The sequence below is a fragment of the Borreliella japonica genome, from assembly GCF_030438115.2.
GTDB lineage: Bacteria > Spirochaetota > Spirochaetia > Borreliales > Borreliaceae > Borreliella > Borreliella japonica.
This window is the reverse complement of record NZ_CP124062.1, coordinates 69,528-87,054: the sequence shown is the minus strand read 5'-3', so window position 1 is coordinate 87,054 and position 17,527 is coordinate 69,528. Positions and strand designations below refer to the sequence as shown.

General features: G+C 25.5%; 16 protein-coding genes. 2 read left to right on the top strand and 14 right to left on the bottom strand.

The genetic code is table 11. The features are described from left to right. Nucleotides 1-9: 9 nt before the first annotated feature. The 3 genes from QIA21_RS01035 to QIA21_RS01025 form a co-directional block, all read right to left on the bottom strand. Nucleotides 10-1,545: a YifB family Mg chelatase-like AAA ATPase gene (locus tag QIA21_RS01035; protein WP_301392808.1), complete on the bottom strand. Its 1,536-nt coding sequence runs from the start codon at nucleotides 1,543-1,545 to the stop codon at nucleotides 10-12. Further along, nucleotides 1,546-1,971 (bottom strand): iron-sulfur cluster assembly scaffold protein, encoded by a 426-nt coding sequence (locus QIA21_RS01030; protein ID WP_301392807.1) that lies wholly within the window; start codon nucleotides 1,969-1,971, stop codon nucleotides 1,546-1,548. 71 nt (nucleotides 1,972-2,042) lie between these two features. Then, a complete protein-coding gene (locus tag QIA21_RS01025; RefSeq protein WP_301392806.1) occupies nucleotides 2,043-3,311 on the bottom strand; it encodes a cysteine desulfurase in 1,269 nt (422 codons plus the stop codon). 184 nt (nucleotides 3,312-3,495) lie between these two features. On the opposite strand from QIA21_RS01025, the gene QIA21_RS01020 reads away from it, so the two are divergent. Both QIA21_RS01020 and QIA21_RS01015 read left to right on the top strand, forming a co-directional pair. Further along, nucleotides 3,496-3,816, top strand: coding sequence for a hypothetical protein (locus tag QIA21_RS01020; protein WP_301392805.1), 321 nt, complete (start codon nucleotides 3,496-3,498; stop codon nucleotides 3,814-3,816). Next, nucleotides 3,806-5,104 (top strand): hypothetical protein, encoded by a 1,299-nt coding sequence (locus QIA21_RS01015; protein ID WP_301393354.1) that lies wholly within the window; start codon nucleotides 3,806-3,808, stop codon nucleotides 5,102-5,104. Before QIA21_RS01020 ends, QIA21_RS01015 begins: the two co-directional genes overlap by 11 nt. Before the next feature lie 10 nt (nucleotides 5,105-5,114). Here the strand turns inward: QIA21_RS01015 and QIA21_RS01010 are convergent, their stop codons facing one another. From QIA21_RS01010 to QIA21_RS00960, 11 genes are all read right to left on the bottom strand, one after another. Further along, a complete protein-coding gene (locus tag QIA21_RS01010) occupies nucleotides 5,115-6,368 on the bottom strand; it encodes an ABC transporter permease (protein ID WP_418905521.1) in 1,254 nt (417 codons plus the stop codon). Beyond that, nucleotides 6,365-7,045 (bottom strand): ABC transporter ATP-binding protein, encoded by a 681-nt coding sequence (locus QIA21_RS01005; RefSeq protein ID WP_091973106.1) that lies wholly within the window; start codon nucleotides 7,043-7,045, stop codon nucleotides 6,365-6,367. Before QIA21_RS01005 ends, QIA21_RS01010 begins: the two co-directional genes overlap by 4 nt. A gap of 1 nt (nucleotide 7,046) precedes the next feature. Beyond that, complete coding sequence (locus QIA21_RS01000; protein ID WP_301392804.1) at nucleotides 7,047-8,300, bottom strand: ABC transporter permease; 1,254 nt, start codon at nucleotides 8,298-8,300, stop codon at nucleotides 7,047-7,049. Next, nucleotides 8,301-9,329, bottom strand: a complete 1,029-nt coding sequence (locus QIA21_RS00995; protein ID WP_301392803.1) for a hypothetical protein — start codon at nucleotides 9,327-9,329, stop codon at nucleotides 8,301-8,303. After that, nucleotides 9,326-10,171 carry a signal recognition particle-docking protein FtsY gene (gene ftsY / locus QIA21_RS00990; RefSeq protein ID WP_301392802.1) on the bottom strand — a complete coding sequence of 282 codons (846 nt, stop codon included), beginning with the start codon at nucleotides 10,169-10,171 and terminating at the stop codon, nucleotides 9,326-9,328. The genes QIA21_RS00995 and ftsY overlap by 4 nt, the downstream gene beginning before the upstream one ends. A gap of 36 nt (nucleotides 10,172-10,207) precedes the next feature. Further along, complete coding sequence (locus QIA21_RS00985) at nucleotides 10,208-11,617, bottom strand: hypothetical protein (RefSeq protein WP_301392801.1); 1,410 nt, start codon at nucleotides 11,615-11,617, stop codon at nucleotides 10,208-10,210. After that, nucleotides 11,599-12,676, bottom strand: a protein-coding gene (prfB, locus tag QIA21_RS00980; protein WP_301392800.1) for a peptide chain release factor 2 whose coding sequence is annotated in 2 segments (ribosomal slippage) — nucleotides 11,599-12,618 and nucleotides 12,620-12,676 — 1,077 coding nt in all. Because the reading frame shifts where the segments join, the coding sequence is not laid out codon by codon here. The genes QIA21_RS00985 and prfB overlap by 19 nt, the downstream gene beginning before the upstream one ends. 17 nt (nucleotides 12,677-12,693) lie before the next feature. Further along, nucleotides 12,694-13,254: a hypothetical protein gene (locus QIA21_RS00975; protein ID WP_301392799.1), complete on the bottom strand. Its 561-nt coding sequence runs from the start codon at nucleotides 13,252-13,254 to the stop codon at nucleotides 12,694-12,696. Next, complete coding sequence (locus QIA21_RS00970; RefSeq protein WP_301392798.1) at nucleotides 13,251-15,569, bottom strand: RnfABCDGE type electron transport complex subunit D; 2,319 nt, start codon at nucleotides 15,567-15,569, stop codon at nucleotides 13,251-13,253. The genes QIA21_RS00975 and QIA21_RS00970 overlap by 4 nt, the downstream gene beginning before the upstream one ends. Before the next feature lie 7 nt (nucleotides 15,570-15,576). Continuing rightward, on the bottom strand, nucleotides 15,577-17,049 hold the full coding sequence (locus QIA21_RS00965) for a hypothetical protein (protein ID WP_301392797.1): 1,473 nt from the start codon (nucleotides 17,047-17,049) through the stop codon (nucleotides 15,577-15,579). A gap of 16 nt (nucleotides 17,050-17,065) precedes the next feature. Beyond that, nucleotides 17,066-17,527, bottom strand: a complete 462-nt coding sequence (locus QIA21_RS00960) for a divergent PAP2 family protein (RefSeq protein WP_091973129.1) — start codon at nucleotides 17,525-17,527, stop codon at nucleotides 17,066-17,068.

Sequence of the window (17,527 nt, the reverse complement as noted above, 5' to 3'; positions counted from 1 at the left end):
TGAGGGTCTTTATTTTTCAAGCATATTTTCTCCGTTTTTTCTATGTTCAATTGCTTCAAGTAAGGCTTCTCTTGAAATGTTTTTTTCTTCCCTTAAGTCGGAGATTGTTCTTGCAATTTTTAATATTGAATGCGTTGCCCTTGAGGATATGTTGAGTTTGTTTAGAATGTAAATCAAATCATTTTTCAATATTGCACTTAATTCGCAAAATTTTTCAATGTGATCGGTATTAAGATCAGAATTTTTATTTATATTTGAAAAATTTTTGTATCTTATATTTTGAATGTTTCTTGCTTTTATTATTCTTTGTTTTATTTCGCTTGAACTTTCGCTTTTTTCGCTTAGTAATTTTTCATTAGTAATTGCTCTTGTTGGGACCCTAATATCAATTCTATCAAGCATTGCAGCTCCAAGTTTTTTCCAATAATTTGAAATTTCTTGTTGTGAACAAAAACAATCTGTGTTTTTTTTGCCAAGATTTCCACAAGGGCAAAGATTCATTGCAAGCATTAGTTGGAAATTGGCAGGGTATTTGAATAATTTGGAACTTGCTCTTGAGATTGAAATTGATTTATCTTCAATAGGTTCACGTAAAGATTGTAAGATGGATTTTTTAAATTCTAAAGCTTCATCTAGAAATAATATTCCATTGTGGGCAAGAGACACTTCTCCAGGTAAAGGATTCGAACCCCCCCCAATTATTCCTTCTTTACTAGCAGTATGGTGAGGATTTCTAAAAGGTCTTTGTTTTATTATCTTTCTGTCTATTAATTTCCCCGATATTGACCATATTCTATTTGTTTCTATCAGTTCTTTGTTTGTAAGTGGAGGAAGAATAGATTGAGTGCACTTAATACTGAGTGTTTTCCCGCTTCCAGGTGGACCAAATAACATTATGCTGTGTCCACCAGCAATTGCTATTTCAATTGCTCTTTTTACTCTTTGTTGTCCTTTTATATTTTTAAAGTCATAATCTAAAATACAATCTTGTTCAGTTATTGTGTGCGGTTTAACATTTGTTCTTGGGGGAAATATATTGTCGTTTAATTGTTCTATTATTTTTATGGTTTCTTTTAAATCTTTAACACCCCAAATATTTAAACCATCTATTAGGCAAGCTTCTTCTAAATTTTCAAAGGGAACTATTGCAAGTTTTATTTCGTTTTCTTTGGCAAGAGCAATTGCCGGTAAAACTGCTTTTATTGATCTTATTTTGCCATCTAATTGCAATTCTCCCAATACTAAGATTTCTAAATTTTTATTATTTTTGTTTTCTTGGATTTTAATAATGCTAATAGCAATTGAAAGGTCAAAAGCTGTTCCAAGCTTTTTAATTCCAGCTGGTGCAAGATTTATTAATATTCTATCTTTAGGGAAATGAAAATTTGAATTTTTGATAGCTGATTTTACTCTTTCTCTCGATTCTTTAATTTCGTTTCCAGCAAGCCCCACGATGTCAATTCCAGAGCTTCCTTTTTTGATGTCTATTTCAATTTCAATTAGTTCTCCTTCGTATCCTATTGATGAGTGTGAATAGATTTTCATCTAACAGCTCTCCCTTAAAGACTTGTAGTTTTCCAAACTATCTTTTAATGATTTGTATGGCAGTAAAAAACAGTCTTTTCTATTTGTATTTGTAAATATGTTGAAAATTTTTAAACTTGCGTCAATTTCGTCTAGATTTGCAAAATCATTGTTTATCACTTTTTGCACTAAGTTTAGGATTTCGGGTTTTGGTTTGTTATTGCACAATTTGTTTAAAGCGTTGGCGCTTGCAAGTAAAATCATGCATCCAGATGCATGATGTTTTAAATTAAATTTTCCGTTATTTTCTTTTTTTATTTGGAATAAAATTTGATCCCCGCATTTAGATTGATGTTTGAAATTTTGATTTGTTTCTACTTTATGTATTATATAATTATTTATCTTACTAAGCTTTACTAATTTTCTTTTAATTTTTTCAGTGAGCATAATTTAATTTTATTTTCTTTGATTTATTAAATCAATAATAAAAGATAATATGAAGTTTATTTTCTAAATTTTTATGAAAGCTCTTTTATTACTTTTTTTAATCCTAATATAAAAATATCAATTTCTTTTTGTGTATTATAAAAATAAAAGCTAATTCTTAAAAGATGGTTTTTGTTTAAATTTTCTGGAAAAAATGCTACATAAGAACAAGTTTTTCCGGCTCTAGTTGCTATTCCCATTGTATCTAGATAGGTTTCAATATCGTGTGAGTGAATATTTTTTACTGTAAATGATATTATTGAATTTCTTTTAAGATTTGTATTTAGTAAAAATTCAACTTCATCAATCTCTTGTAATTTTTTTATCCCATATTCTATTAATTGCTGATCATGTTCTAAAATAAAATCCATAGAAATATTATTGATATATTTTATTGCCTCTTCAAGTCCAATAATTCCTGCAATATTTGGGGTTCCCGATTCAAATTTATTTGGAGCATCGAGTGATTTAAATTTAATTTTTTTATTTTTGATAAATATTTCTTCGACAGTATTTCCTCCTAATTTTGAGCTATGAAGTTTTTCAGCCATATTATTTGAAATATATAAAATTCCAATTCCTGTTGGGGCAAGCATTTTATGCCCAGAAAATACCAAAAAGTCACAACCAATTTTTTTGACATCTATTTTTACATGAGGTGCCATTTGTGCAGCATCTATAAAAAGACTTATATTATATTTTTTTGCGATTTTTCCAATAGATTCTAAATCATTAATGGTTCCTAGGGTATTATTTATTCCGGAAATACTGATAAGCTTTGTTTTTTCTGTAATAAGTTTTTCAATTTCTTCAGGGGTAATAATTCCCATTTCATTGAATTTAGCAAGCTTAATTGTTAGATTAGCTAATTTTGCAAGATTTGCCCATGGCAGTAAATTACTATTGTGTTCAAGAGTTGTAAGAATAATTTCATCTTTTTTTTTAAAGTATTTTGAGTAAAAAAACGAGTTTGCAATGGTATTGATTCCGTCCGTAGTTCCAGAGTTAAATATTATATTGTTTGCAGATTCTGCATTAATGAAATTTTTTACAAGTTCTCTTGTTTTTTCTATTTTTATGCTTGATTGAATTGCAAATTTGTGACCGCTTCTGTGTACATTTGCATTGTAATTTTCATAATATTCGATGCTAGAGTAAATTACTTTTTTGGGCTTTTGAGAGGTTGCTGCATTATCAAAATAAATTATATGTTTATTGTCAATCTGTTTATTTAAAATAGGAAAATCTTTTCTTAAAAACTCGACTTTTTCGGTATTACTTTTTATTTGTTTGAAATCCATAATCCTTACAAGTTCCTTTGTTTTAATTTTTAGCTTTTAATAATTATAGCATTATTTTTTATTCTACAAAAAAAAATTAAAATGATTATTAATTAATAATCATTTTTTTTAAAAATTGAAGTTTATTTTTTTGTATAAATTTTGTTTATTGGTTATGTTTTTTGATTATGATATACTCGTTTATATGAAAGAAGTAATTTATAGGTTTGAAAAAGCCGAAGATTATAAATTGGTTCCTATTAATAATATTTATGGGAATGTAACTGATACAGGAGAGATTTTTTGTGATCTTGTTTTCGAGTCTACAGAGATTTCTGAGGAGATTGCTTATACTAAAACCAAAGAAGGTGTTTTAGAAGAGGTTTCAAAAGAATTAAAACGTGGAGAAGAGGGTAAAATAGTATTAATCAACTCTTTTATAGGAATTTCTATTACAAAGATTACTGCTAGAAATATTGCTTATTGGCTTTTAAAAAAAGTTGATGAATTAGAAGATAATGAATAGCAAAACGTCTGAAGATAGAATTAAGATTTATTTATCAAAACTTAGGAAGCATAAAAATAAAATTTTAAGCAAAAAGAGTATTAAAAATATTATTGAAGTATCAGATATTTCTGATAATGATATTGAAAATATGGAGCTTTATTTTAGAAGATCTTATGTGAGAGTTAGAAGATTTGTCGATATGGGGAAGATAGGTGTTGCTTTTAGAGAGCTTGAATCTATTTATTTTTATTCTCTTCATGACAAATCAATGTTTAGTTTATTTTTTTCTCTTTTTAAAGAGATTGCTGATAAAGTAAATACTAAAGAATCTAAAAAAAAAATGATTCATGTAAGTTTACAAGCAAAAGAATTTGGAATAAGAAATGATTTGGATTTAATAGACTATTATGAATCTAAGAAATCTAAGAGTAGAATTTTAATATTAACTTTGAGTTCTATCTTGATATTTTTTATTTCTTTGATTACTTACAGATCTTTTCAAAGTTTCGTTGGTGTAAATGGAAATGGTAAAATGGTTTTAAAAGAAAAATTTACTTCTTCTACTGCATCTCAAGGTCTTCCCCCTATTACTATGGCTAAAGATTTAGTAGTTGAGGCTGTTGATCTTATTTCACGTCCCAAAGACTTCTATTACATAGAAATAGAGGATGCTAAAGTTCTGGCATTTGAAGATGCACATTTGTATCAGCTTAAAGCGGGGATTGTCTCAACAAAGTATCCTGTTAAAAAGATTTCTTACAGAGTCGCAGTTTACGATGATCTTGGCAAATCTGTATTTAATCAGGTTTTCAATAAAGAAAGTGATTTTTTTGCAAAATGGGGTAAAAATGTTTATATTCCAATTGATGTTATATCAAGTATACCAAGAGCTATTGATGTTAATCCCAAAAAAGTAGTATTAGATATTATTGAAATTGATTTTTTTGAAAATGTTGATGATAAAATTGGTGTAAATCTTGACTCAGATTCTTTTATATTGAAATTTAAATATATTGGAAATTATTTTAAAAAGTCCTTTGGAATTTGTAAGGCAAATACTGTGGTAGAAGTTTTCAATTCTTCAAAAGATGTTATTAAAGATTTGGAAATTGAAATTAGTTATATTGATAAGGACGGAAGAACTATTAGGTCCTTGAGACGTAAATTAATCTCTTCTGCCAATTCTTTTTTAAAATCTAAATCCAAACAGAGTTTCACAATTAGTACTATTTTCCCAAATGAGATTTATCCCACAATTGAAAAGGATTTTTCATCTATTAAAATTTATAATGTGATGATTAAATAGAGCTTTAAAATTATCTTAAGATTTCTTTTTCTTTTAAATTTGAGACAATTTTAAGCGGAATCAGTGTAGTTAAAATGTTTATTAGCATATATAAGCCAATAAGTGTTAAGCTAAAGCTCAAGCTTAAATGTATTTGAAATTCAGATACGTAGTATTCTGAGTTTAATATTTCAGAATTTTCTTCTCCAAATATTTTTAAAAAAAAGTTTAAAATATTATCAACAAAGTTTATTAAATAAGATATTTTAAGTGTTAAATAATTTCCAAGTATTATTCCAATCCCACAAAAGGTGGTGCTTAATGTGAGTGATATTAAAAGAAATATTATTTTTATGTTTAAATTATTCATTCCAATTGATTTTAGTATTGCAATTTTCTTTTTATTTTCAAAAATAAGCATTGAAAGGGACGAAGATATATTAATGCTTGCAAATATTATAATCAAAGCCATAATGAATATTAAAAGTTTTTTACTTATATCTAGATTATTGTATTTATTTAAATAAAGTTCATAGAATGTGTTTATTTGGAATTCTTGAAATTCAGTTTCTAAATTCTGTTTCAAGATTTCATTGGTTTTTATGGAATTGGAATTTATTTCAAGTCCAATTATGCTTTTTGAAAACTTTTTTGACATTAAATTTTCGTTTTCAAAAGAAATTAACACTAAATTATTATCAATATCTTTTAGCCCGGTTTCAATTATTCCCGAGATATTAAACTTTTTTATTCTGGGTATTATTGTATTGTTTTTTGTATTTGGAATCAAAATGTCAATTTTTTCATTGAGATTTAAATTAAGTTTATTTTTTATTTGATTTGAAATAAGTATAGAATCCTTTTTTAAATTTTTACTACCTTTTATTAATTTTATTGATTTGTTTTCCAATATGAATTCATTTTCTATTGCTCTTATTAAGACACCTTGTTTTTTATTATTTCCAATAATTCCATAAGTTCTTTTCTCAAAAAAATAATTTAAATCTTTGTAATTATATTTTTTTTTAAATGAGCTTAATCTGTCTTTTAAGTAATGGATTTTATTTGTGTCGTTGTATTCTATTTGTGTAGAAAATCCTTCACTTTCAATATATTTATTAATAGTAGAAGTCATAATATTGCTAGACATATAGTAGACGATAATTAATGGGATCATTACTAGACTTAATGATATTCCAGAACCTATTAAAGCTATTTTATTTGTTGAATTTTTGAAAATTATATATGCAATTTTTGTAATTTCTCTTAGTTTTAAAAGCATCATATTTTTTTCAATGTCCTATCTTTGAATTCATATTTTGAATCTGCTTTGTTCGCAAATTGAGGATTATGACTAACTAGTATTAAGGTTTTTTTAAAATTTTTTGCTGTATTGATAAGTAGATTTTCTACAGTTTTAGCTGTGATTAAATCTAAATTTCCAGTAGGTTCGTCACACAAGATTATATTAGGTTCATTGATTAACGCTCTAGCAATAGCAACCCTTTGTGATTCGCCTCCTGAAAGCTCTGAAGGGTAATGGTTTGCTCTGTTTTCTATTTTTAATGTTTTCATTAGATCTAGAGCTTTTTTATTTATGGTTTCTTTTGTTTCTTGGCCTGAGATAATTTTGGGTAAAATTATATTTTCAAATACACTAAACTCATTTATTAAATTATAATTTTGGAATACTAAACCTATTTGTCTGTTTTTATACAAACTTAATGTTTTTTCATTTGCATTTTTCAAAAATATTCCGCATGATATTATCTCTCCAGAATCTATTTTATCAATTCCTGAAATCATATTAAAAAGAGTGGATTTTCCGCAACCACTTTTTCCTTGAATTGAAATAAATTCACCTTTTGTTACAGTTAAGTTTAAATTTTCTATTACTTGAATTTTTGTTTTATTTTTTTTGTATGCCTTGCAAAGATTTTTTATAATTAATATATTTTCCATTTTATGATCCATTTATAGTTTCAATGTTTTTTTGATTTTCAATTTTTTTTGTTGCTTTCATGCTTGAATATATTGTAGAAAAGCATGCAAAGCAGAAAGTAAATGCTAAATCGCTTAAAAATAATTTAGGAGTAATTGTATTTTTTACTATTTGTATTTTAATGTTATCTATTTTTAAAGCCAATATTTGATTTAAAAAATTTATTTGAGTGTTTACCAGGTTGTCAATTATTTTTAAAATTTCATTTATATTTAAGGAAATTAAAATTCCCAGTATCAATCCAAGAAGTCCTCCTATAGTGCAGATTATTATTGAGTGGGTAAAAAAAATTTGCTTTATTTTTTTTACTCTAAGCCCCATGGCTAATAGTATTGAAATGGCTTTATTCTTGTTTATTATTATTCTTTTTTGTAGATAATATGTATTAACGGCAATAACAATGAAAATGCTTGCTAAAATAATTAACATTGTATTTCGTTCTATTTTCAATGCTTTGTAGAATTCTTTATTATATTCATTCCAAGTTTTTATTTTGATTTTTGGATTAATAGCTTTGATCTTTTCAATTAATTTGCTACTTGGATTTAAATTTTTTGTTTTTATTTGGTAGTTAATGCTAGAAGTATGTAAAATTTTATTTTTAATGAAATAGTCTATATTCATAAAAATTAAAGTTTCATTTGTTTTTGCATAATCGCTTTTGAAAATTGATTTTATTTTGAATTTTTTAATATCATTTTCTAATGATATAAGGTTTTTTATTTCATCGGTGATTATTAATCCCAGGGTATCATTTTCGAATAAGTTAAAATTGTATGAGAGTATATTTCCAATAATAATCTCATTGTCTTTAAGATCTAGTTCAGCTTTTTTAAGTCCTGTAAATGAAATAAAATTTTGGTCTTTTTCGAGATCTTTAATATCAACCGCAATGATGTTCAAAATAGTTGGATAATAATAATTTTGAATTCCAATGCCTTGTGTTTCGTATATTTTATTTATATGTTTTATTCCCTCAATTTTTTTAATTTCTTTGATTTCTTTTTGAGTAAGTTCATTTTCTATTTTTAAATTTCCACTTTCTACATTTGTAATGCTAAGGAAGAAATCGTTTTGAAAACCATTCATGATTGATATTGTTAGGATAATTATTATTTCACCTAAGGTAATGCTTAATATTATTACAATTGTGAGGGCTAGACTGTTTTTTTCTTCTATTATTAATCTTTTAAGCAAAAAACTTCTTATATTCATTTAATTTGTTTCCATTGGTTTTTCTTCGGTAACTTTTCCATTCTTATGTTTTACTCTAAGAGCGGGCTTTTTATTGTAGTATATTTCTTCTTCATATTCATTATCATTGTGGTATTCGGTTTTTAGATAAATTATATCGTTTTCATAGATTTTTTTGCTTTTTAATTGATTGTCTTGGCTATATTCGTATTCAATTTTAGTATTGGTATATTGGTCTTTATCCTTCTCTTTAGTGTTTTGAAGAATTATCATATCAGATGAGTTGTATTGAAAATCATTTATTTTTATAAGTTCATTATTTTTATATGTTTCTTCTTTAATTAGGTTGTTTCCTTGATAGGTAGATATAATTTTTGTATTTTCTTCTTCAAAGGTATTTACTGTTTTTTGTTCATCTAGATATTGGTTTTTTTCTTTGGATTTTATTTTATTATTAACAATTATCGCACTGTTTAAATTTCTTTTTTTGTCATCATATTTTATCACTTTTGTTGTTGATTTTTTGATATCAAAATATGTAGATTTTATGTCGCCGTTAATTCCATAATTCCAAATTTGAAAATTTGACCCCGTTATTTTTAGTAATTTACCATTTTCATCTTTAGAGTAATATATTAATTTTGGTTTTTGGTGTATTGTTTTTAAATTTTTGGATATTAAGTTGCCGTTTTCATAAAAGTAATTTGCTGTTTCAAGAATTTTTCCTTTGTTGTCATATTCAATTTCTTGTATTTTATTATTTAAATTGTCGTATATTTCTTCTTTTCTTTTTGTATCTTTTGTATCATAATATGTGATTTTTCTTGTATTTTCTATGATTTGAATTGTCTTGTATTTTATTAAATTAGTTTCTTTATATAAGTAGAGTTTATCGATATCATCAATAAAATGATGCTCAATGTAAAATCCTGTTTTTGGTTTTACATCCAATTTTTGGTATTTATTGAAAAATGCATCAGACGCAAAATAGCTTTTTGCATAAATAATTTGTGGTATAAATAGAAGAAGTATTAATTGGTTTTTTTTCATAGTAATTTATTAAGATATTCATTGATATCAAATTCTTTAATGTCTTCTATTTTTTCTCCAAATGTAGTAAAGTATATAGGTTTTTGAAGAATTTTTGAAGTATTTATTATTGTACCCGCTCTTGAGGATGAATCTAGTTTAGTAATTATTATTCCGTCTATTTCTATTGCTTTATTGAAAATTTCTGCTTGACTATTTGTATTTTTTCCAATAGTAGAATCGATTACAAGTATTTTTTGATAATTGATGTTAGCGTTTTTTATTTGCTTTAATATTACATTGTTTATTTTTTGAAGCTCTTTTATTAAATTTTCTTTATTTTGCAATCTTCCAGCTGTGTCAATAATTAATGCATCGTAATTTTTAAGCTTAGCGCTTGAGATGCTGTCAAATATCACAGCTGATGGATCGCTTCCTTGGCTTTGAGATATTATTCTGATTCCGATTTGTTCCCCATAAATTTTCATTTGTTCAATTGCAGCTGCTCTGAATGTATCAGCAGCTGATATTAATATATTTTTGCCTTCATTTTTTAATTTATTTGCAAGTTTTGCTATGCTTGATGTTTTTCCAATTCCATTTATGCCGACTATTAACAAAATGTTTAATTTGTTGTCTTCTAGAATAAATTTTTTTGTGTTAATATAACTGCTTAAAAGTTCTTTTAATTTTTCAATAATAGTTTTTTCGTTTTTATTTTTTTCTTTTGTTAATTTGTTTAGTATTTCTATTACAATTTCATTGTTAATGTCTGATTCTAAAAGAATGTCTTCTAGGTTTTCAATAACATTTTCTTGTTGATTGCTTTTAAATAAATTTTTTATTTTTTCTAAAATACCCAAAAGTTTGTTCTCCTATTTTATTGTTAATTGTTAAATCTATTCTCCCAGATTTGCTTCTTTAATATATTCTACTAAATGAGTTATTAATGAAATAAAGCTGCCAATACTTAAAGTGATGCCTGCTCCAAATAGAAATGTTGCGGTCATTTGTTCTGCTTTTGCCATATAAACATCTTCAGCTGTTAAATTTTTGTTGATAAAGTGATTGCCAGCTATTTTATAAAGTGATTCTGCGTTGTTAAGCAATGTTCCTGCAAAAATGGTTCCTATTGTGCTTAATGTAAAAACAGCTAGATTAATGTAAAATTTATCTCTTGTGCTGCTGAGTCTATTTTTGCTAGTTTTTATCATTTCTATTTCTACTTGATCTTCTTCTTTATTTATTAATTTGAATTTATCTTTATATCCTTCAGATTTAAGCAAAATTATGTCTTGATTTTCTGGTTTTTCAATTTCAATTGGGGTTTCTCCCATGAATATGCCTTTTTTAAAAACTTTAGATTTTACATTGCTTGTAATTGATGCTTTTTTAGAGTTTGTTCTTTTTAATTCAATATTCAATATTATTGAATCTGCATTTTTTACCGTTCTTCTAGTAGAGTAGTTTTCGAAATTTGTACTTATGACTTGTATTTCAATTTCCTTGTTTGGGATTTTAGAAATGTCAAAAATATTGTTGTAATAGATTCCTTTTGAAACAAATTTTTCATTTATGTAGATTTTTGCATCTGGGTTGTTTTTGACGTTAATATTGATTTTTAAAAATTCTCTACCTAATATTTCTTTGAAACTGTGGTTTATTATTGTATCTGTAATTTCATTAATAGAAGATGACGTTTTAAATACCGCTTTTTTAGTCTCAATTTTTTCAGACATAATGTTGCTAATTTCTAGTAAATAATAATTTTCTATTTTTTTCAGGTCAATATAATTTATAAAAAACAATTCTTCTTTTATAAAAAATTCTTTATTTAAATTTGAGATATTTCTTTGTTCTTCGATTTTTTTATATTTTACTTTTAGTTTTTTTAAATTTTTAGAATATTCTGCAAATACTTTTTTTTTGCTATCAATATTTTGGATATTTTTCTTAAGTTCATCAATTTTGGTTTTGGTGTCATGCATTTCTTTTGCGTTTATTATATTTTGAAGTTTTTTTTTATCCATTTCTTCTTTTAATTTGCTAATTTCAAGTTCTGTTTTTATTATGTCTTGATTTATATAAATATCTTCAATTATGTTTTTGTCATCATTGTTTACGATATGTTCTGTTATTTTGTCATATATTTTGTTTAATTGTTTTTCAATTCCTTTTTTAAGGTCAATGTTTTCTTTTTTTGTATTAATGATATAGGAAAAGTTGTATTCTATATTACTTTGAGAATGTATTTTGTATATTGTAAATATTAGTAACGATATTGTTAGTGTTAGTTTAAGCTTTTCCATTTCAAATACTCTTCTATGAAATTATCTATATTGCCATCCATAACCGAAGTGGTGTTTGAATTTTCAAATTTTGTTCTGTGATCCTTTACCAAATTGTAAGGTTGAAATACGTAAGATCTTATTTGATTGCCCCAAGAAATTTCTTTTTTCGTGTCTTGTTTGGATTTGTTTTTTTCATCTTCTTTATTCTTATAGTATTCGTAAAGTCTTGATTTTAAAACTTTCATTGCCATTTCCTTGTTTTTGTGCTGACTTCGGTCGCTTTGAGATTGAGTTACTATTCCTGTTTCAATGTGAGTTATTCTTACAGCAGAGGATGTTTTATTGACGTGTTGCCCCCCGGCTCCCGATGCTCTGTATGTATCAATTCTTATATCTTCTGGTTTGATTATTATTTCTATTTTTTCATCGATAACAGGGTCAATAAATACTGATGCAAAAGAGGTATGTCTTTTTTTAGCAGCATCAAATGGAGAAATTCTTATAAGACGATGTATTCCGACTTCACTTTTTAACAGTCCGTAAGCATACTTTCCTTTAATTTCTATTGTAACAGATTTTATTCCGCCTTCAGCTTCAAGCAAATCGATAAGTTCTGTTTTGTATTTTTTTCTCTCAGCATATCTTGAATACATTCTGTAAAGCATTGCAACCCAGTCGCATGCTTCAGTGCCTCCAGCACCAGAATGAATGGTCAAAAAAGCGTTGTTTGCATCAAGTTCTTCTTTAAAGTAAGAAATTGTAAGCAAATCTTTGTATTGTCTTTCTAGTGCATTAAATTCGATTTCCAAGCTAACAGTATCTTTTTCATTGTCAATGATTTCGCACAGATCGTTTAAGTCTTTAATTTTATTGATTAACTCTTCCCACGGATCAATTTTGTTTTTTAAAATGCTTTGAGCTTTAATAACTTCTTGGGCTCTTTTAGGATCATTCCAAAAATTTTTCTTGCTTATTTCTTTTTCGTATTCTTCGATTTTGGCTTGAATTTCTTTTTTGTCAAAGCTTCCTCCAAATATCTTCAGCTTGTTTAAACAATGTATTTATTTTTTCTTTCATTTTTATTTCTCTCGCTACTAATGATTGTATATTAATATAATTATATTTGGAATTAAAGATATAATAAACATTATAAAAAAATATATTGGTTCGTTTTCCAATATATTGATTTTAGGGTTTTTATCAAAGTTTTTTTTTATTGACGTTATTGACATTAAAGTTATTAGTACGCCAAGTGTAGATAGAATAAGTATTTCTAATCCCTCAAAAAATCCATTGTTCTTATCAAGTGCAAAAAATGTTATTGCAATTAAACTGCTACTTGAGAGCATAAAGTCGTTTGAATAATTCGATTTTATGTTGTATATAATAAATATGTCATTTAATACTTTAAATAATAATATCAATACGTAAATTAAAGTTACATAAAAAATTGGCATTAAGAACAGCAAGTTGTTCTTTTCAAGCAGTTTATAAAGATAAAATGATATTGAATATATTAATAAAGAGGTAATTGTTATTATGACATATTTTTTTATTAAGATTGCATTATTTTTTATTTTTATATCCTCAAATCCGACAAAGTGTATTAAAGTTAAATTGTTAATAATCAAGCATGTGATCAAATTATCAGTCATAATTTTATTATATCCTTTTCATTTTCAAGAGAGATTTTGAGCGCTTTTTCTTTATTTGCTTTCAAAAAATACATTATTTTTTGAATTTTGAGAGTTAAGCTATAGCTTTTTATTAAGCTTGAGCTTATTTGTAAGATAAAAATAGATATTATAGCCGATAAAGTTTCAAAAGGAATATAGCTTAATGTTAAAAAGTATGTAAATGCCAATAGTGTTCCGTAAAGTATTTGTTCAAATTTAAAGTGTGGTGTTATTTGCACTTCTGTTGCCATTGTAAATATTAAGAGCATCGGTACTGGAGAAATAAGCAATGTTAACATATCTGAGCTGATGTGGCTTAGCATTCCCATATTATTTGCTATGTATGAGATTGTCATCAAGCTTATATAAAATGACAATGGTATTAATTTGTTAATTATATATTTGCCAACTATTAATAAGAGTCCAAAATAAAGCAAGATTGGAGATATTTTTTTTTCATTATTAACTCCTAAGAGACTTTCAATATGAAATCTCGTGACAATGGTATTGAAAACAGAAAAAATGTTTTTATTTAAAAAGTTTTCAATTGCATCGATTTTTTTATTTTCATGTTTTGTGAAGGTATGTAAACTTTTTAAATTTTTTATGGTTGGATTTGTGTCTATTATTTCATTCCAGGTTGGAATTATTGGTATTGATCTTTTAAGCTCTTCTTGATAGGTTTGCTTAAAACTGACTGGAAAATTTAATGCAAAAAACATAAAAGAAATTAATATAGGATTTACTAAAAATGCTGAAAGTCTTAAAAAGTAAAAAAATACTAAAAAAGCAAATAGTAAGGATGTTATTTTTAGTGTAATTTCTAAATTTAAAGGTAATATAATGCTTATTATTAAGGCATTGTAAACAAAAAAAGAAAGACATTTGTAATTAATTTTTAGCATTATTGGTATATAGATTGCTATGCTAATAAGTATTAATAGCAAAGTATCTGTCATGAATTTTGTATTATTTAGGAAAGAAAATATTAGACTAGGCAATAATGACAGTATGATAGTAAAGTATATGTCTTTTAAATTGTTTTCAGTGTATATTACTTCATTTATTAGATTTTCATTTAGAATTTTGCCTTTAATTTCTTTTTGAACTTTATGTATTTCTTCTTCTACTTCTTTGTCCGTATATTTAAATATTTTTAATTTGCCATTATCATTTATTTTTTCATTTTTTAAGTATGAAAAAATAATATTTTCTATTTGTAATGGCGAAAAACTAGATATAAACAATGCTTTGATTTTGTCATATATTGACTTTTTCTTTAATATGGTAAAACTATAAATATCTCTTGTTATTGGTATATTTAATGTTTTAATTTTTATTTTGTTGGTTGGATTGTTTAAAAAAATTTCATATTTTTTTGTATCAATTTTTTCATTTATTATTTGGCTTAAAGAAGTTCCAATTTTCACCTTCAGTATTCTACTTTTTATTTTTTTATTTCCATTTATAGCTATAAATTTTTCTTTATAGGGATTGTTGTTTTTTATAACAAGATTTGTATTGTATAGATCTTCAATATTTACTAATAAAATATTGTTGTTGGGGTTTATGTCATCTTTTGCATTTTTGTTATTGTATAAAAAGTGCATTATCATTTCATGATTTGTATAAGGGTATGCATTTTCTAAAGATTTAATTTTTATTTTTCTGTTTTTAAAAACACTCAATTTTTCGAATTCTTTTTTCAATTTGTCTTTATTTGATATTATTGTTATTTCTTTGAATTTAAATATTTTGTCGATTATTTGGAATCCTGAAAGAATCTCTTCTAATTTTTCTGCCATTAATGCTTCTGAAATATTTGTAAATCCATCTTTTCCATTTGTTAATAAAATCATTTTGTCTATTTTTTTACATTTGTTTATAAATTGAAATAAAGAATTTTCGTTAAACCAAGGAATTCCCAGTTGAATTAATTTTGATAGGGTTTTTTCTCTTGAGATTTCGTCTTCAATTGTGTCTTTTTCGGTTTTTATTTTTCCTTGAAATTTGATTAATGCTGATTTTAATTTTTTTCCATCTGGAAAGTTGGCCGTGTATATTTTTTCTACTATTCCAGATATTGGAGTGTATGTGTATAGCTCTATGTTTGAATTTTTCGATAAAATTTGATTTTCTTCTATTTTTTGGTTTTCAATTATGTATATTATGGATTTTGAATTTTCTGTTTCAAGTGGTATTAGGACATACTCAGGTATTTGAATTTCATCAATGCGCACCTCGTATTTATTATATTTTTTAAAAATTGTTTTTACTTTTTCTAAGTCAAACATCAGCTAATTATCCTTGAATATATTTTTTATAGGTTTTTTCATTTATGTTTAAAAGAATTGTAAATCTTATTGCTTTAAATAGGAATAGCAATACAAGGAAGGGCAAAGAGAATAAGAAGAGTATTTTGTAATTTTTTTTATCTATGCTTATATTGTTCTTGTTTTCTTTATATATTAAGATTGGGTTTTTATTTCTTAAAAACAGATTTGCAAGCTCTTTTTTAAGAGCTTCATCAATAAATGATTTGTCTACTTCATAAACAGTTTTAGGATTAATTTCTATCTTGTCGGTTTTGATTTCAAAGTAATTTTCTTTTATGTTTTTAGGAATTTCTCCATATTTAGCGGCAATATTGTATTTTAGTTCGTTTTGATAAAGAATATGGGATAGGTACCCCACGATGTTAGGTATTTCTTTGTTGTATCCTAGCATTATATAAATATTGTTAGGATTTAAATAATCAAAATAATTTAATTTTTTACTGTAAAGATAGTTGATATTTTTATAAGAATTTAGCATATAGCTTGAATAAGTGAACGGAATTAATGAGAGTGTAAATAGCAAGAGATGTATTGCTATTTTTAGCTTTAAAGTTTTTTTTTCTTCTTTTTTTTTCTCTTTAATTTCGATAGGGAATAAGAACGTATCTTTAAAATTGCTTTCTGTTTTGATCCAACTGAAAATTAAAAAAATGCAAAGAGTTGTTATTGCAACAAATGCAATAAAAGTGGGATCAATATTTGTAGTAAAAAAGGCTGTGATCGTAATGAAATATAGAGTTGTGAATATAAATAAAAATAATAAGTATTTTATTTTCGTTATTAGTGTTAAGAAATTTATTTCTTTTAAATATATTTTGTTGTAATTTTTGTTAAAATTATTGATTATTGAAAATAACAAATAAGAGAGAATCACAAATGGATAAAAATACATTATTTCTTTACTTATTAGAAAGGTAAGGGATGAGATTAATAGGAAAATTAAAGTAAATGTAGAGTTTGCTGGGTCTAAAAAAATTAATAAAATTATTATGATTAGAAATATTGTGATTGATATAAGATTAATTTTTGTTTTGTGGTCAAGAGAATGCATGTCAATATTAATATTGAGCGCTTTTTTTAGGTTTTTAAAATTTATATTTTTGAACTTGTTTTCAACATAAAGAAGTTTTTTATCTGCTATGTTGAAAAGATTGGACAGTTTTTTTAAAAATATATTTTTCCTCAGATCAAGGTTGTTGAGCTTGCTTATTTCATTTATTGTTATTGTTTTATTTTCAGGGAAGTCTAAAATGTCAATTTTAGTTGTGTATTCTGAGATTGTTTTATACCCTTGTGAATTTATATATTCATTAGCGGTTTTTAGATCGGCTTCATTTGCAAAGTATAATGGTTTGTAATCTCCAAATTGAGCTAAATCGCAGGAATTGATAAGCGGTATTGTTGCAATTAGACATAAAAAACTTAAAAAACGCACCATTTATTTTTTCCTTATGCTACAAACAGCATACAATATATGCAGATACTATTCCTATTATTATGCCCGTTAGAACCTCTTTCTTTTTATGTCCTTTGACCACTTTTATTTTTGTTGTGTCAATTTTTATTTCTTTTTTTAATTTTTCTGATAATGCGTTCAAATATTCTGCTTGAACTCCAGACATATATCTTACTCCGAAAGAATCTCTTATTGTAATAAGGGCAAAGGCAAGAGCTATTATAAAATTTGTATCTATTCCTTCAGTTAATGCAATTGAGGTTGAAAGAGCAGTAACTGTTGATGAATGACTGCTTGGCATGCCTCCTGTTTCTAGGAAAATTTTTTTTAAAAGATGTGCTGGAGTTAATTTTAACTTTCTTGTTTTTACGGTTTGGATACTATATTTGATTACTTGAGCAGAAATTCCTGATAAAAGACAAGATAAAAAAAGCTTATTTGTAAGCAATGCCCTTATCAT

Bases quoted from the DNA above. Each gene is read 5' to 3' on its own strand.
- QIA21_RS01010 (WP_418905521.1), bottom strand. From the start codon at position 6,368: ATGATGCTTTTAAAACTAAGAGAAATTACAAAAATTGCATATATAATT.
- QIA21_RS00975 (WP_301392799.1), bottom strand. From the start codon at position 13,254: ATGACTGATAATTTGATCACATGCTTGATTATTAACAATTTAACTTTA.
- QIA21_RS00985 (WP_301392801.1), bottom strand. From the start codon at position 11,617: ATGGAAAAGCTTAAACTAACACTAACAATATCGTTACTAATATTTACA.
- QIA21_RS01000 (WP_301392804.1), bottom strand. From the start codon at position 8,300: ATGAATATAAGAAGTTTTTTGCTTAAAAGATTAATAATAGAAGAAAAA.
- QIA21_RS01035 (WP_301392808.1), bottom strand. From the start codon at position 1,545: ATGAAAATCTATTCACACTCATCAATAGGATACGAAGGAGAACTAATT.
- QIA21_RS00995 (WP_301392803.1), bottom strand. From the start codon at position 9,329: ATGAAAAAAAACCAATTAATACTTCTTCTATTTATACCACAAATTATT.
- QIA21_RS00960 (WP_091973129.1), bottom strand. From the start codon at position 17,527: ATGATAAGGGCATTGCTTACAAATAAGCTTTTTTTATCTTGTCTTTTA.
- QIA21_RS01025 (WP_301392806.1), bottom strand. From the start codon at position 3,311: ATGGATTTCAAACAAATAAAAAGTAATACCGAAAAAGTCGAGTTTTTA.
- QIA21_RS00965 (WP_301392797.1), bottom strand. From the start codon at position 17,049: ATGGTGCGTTTTTTAAGTTTTTTATGTCTAATTGCAACAATACCGCTT.
- QIA21_RS01030 (WP_301392807.1), bottom strand. From the start codon at position 1,971: ATGCTCACTGAAAAAATTAAAAGAAAATTAGTAAAGCTTAGTAAGATA.
- QIA21_RS00970 (WP_301392798.1), bottom strand. From the start codon at position 15,569: ATGTTTGACTTAGAAAAAGTAAAAACAATTTTTAAAAAATATAATAAA.
- QIA21_RS01005 (WP_091973106.1), bottom strand. From the start codon at position 7,045: ATGGAAAATATATTAATTATAAAAAATCTTTGCAAGGCATACAAAAAA.
- QIA21_RS01020 (WP_301392805.1), top strand. From the start codon at position 3,496: ATGAAAGAAGTAATTTATAGGTTTGAAAAAGCCGAAGATTATAAATTG.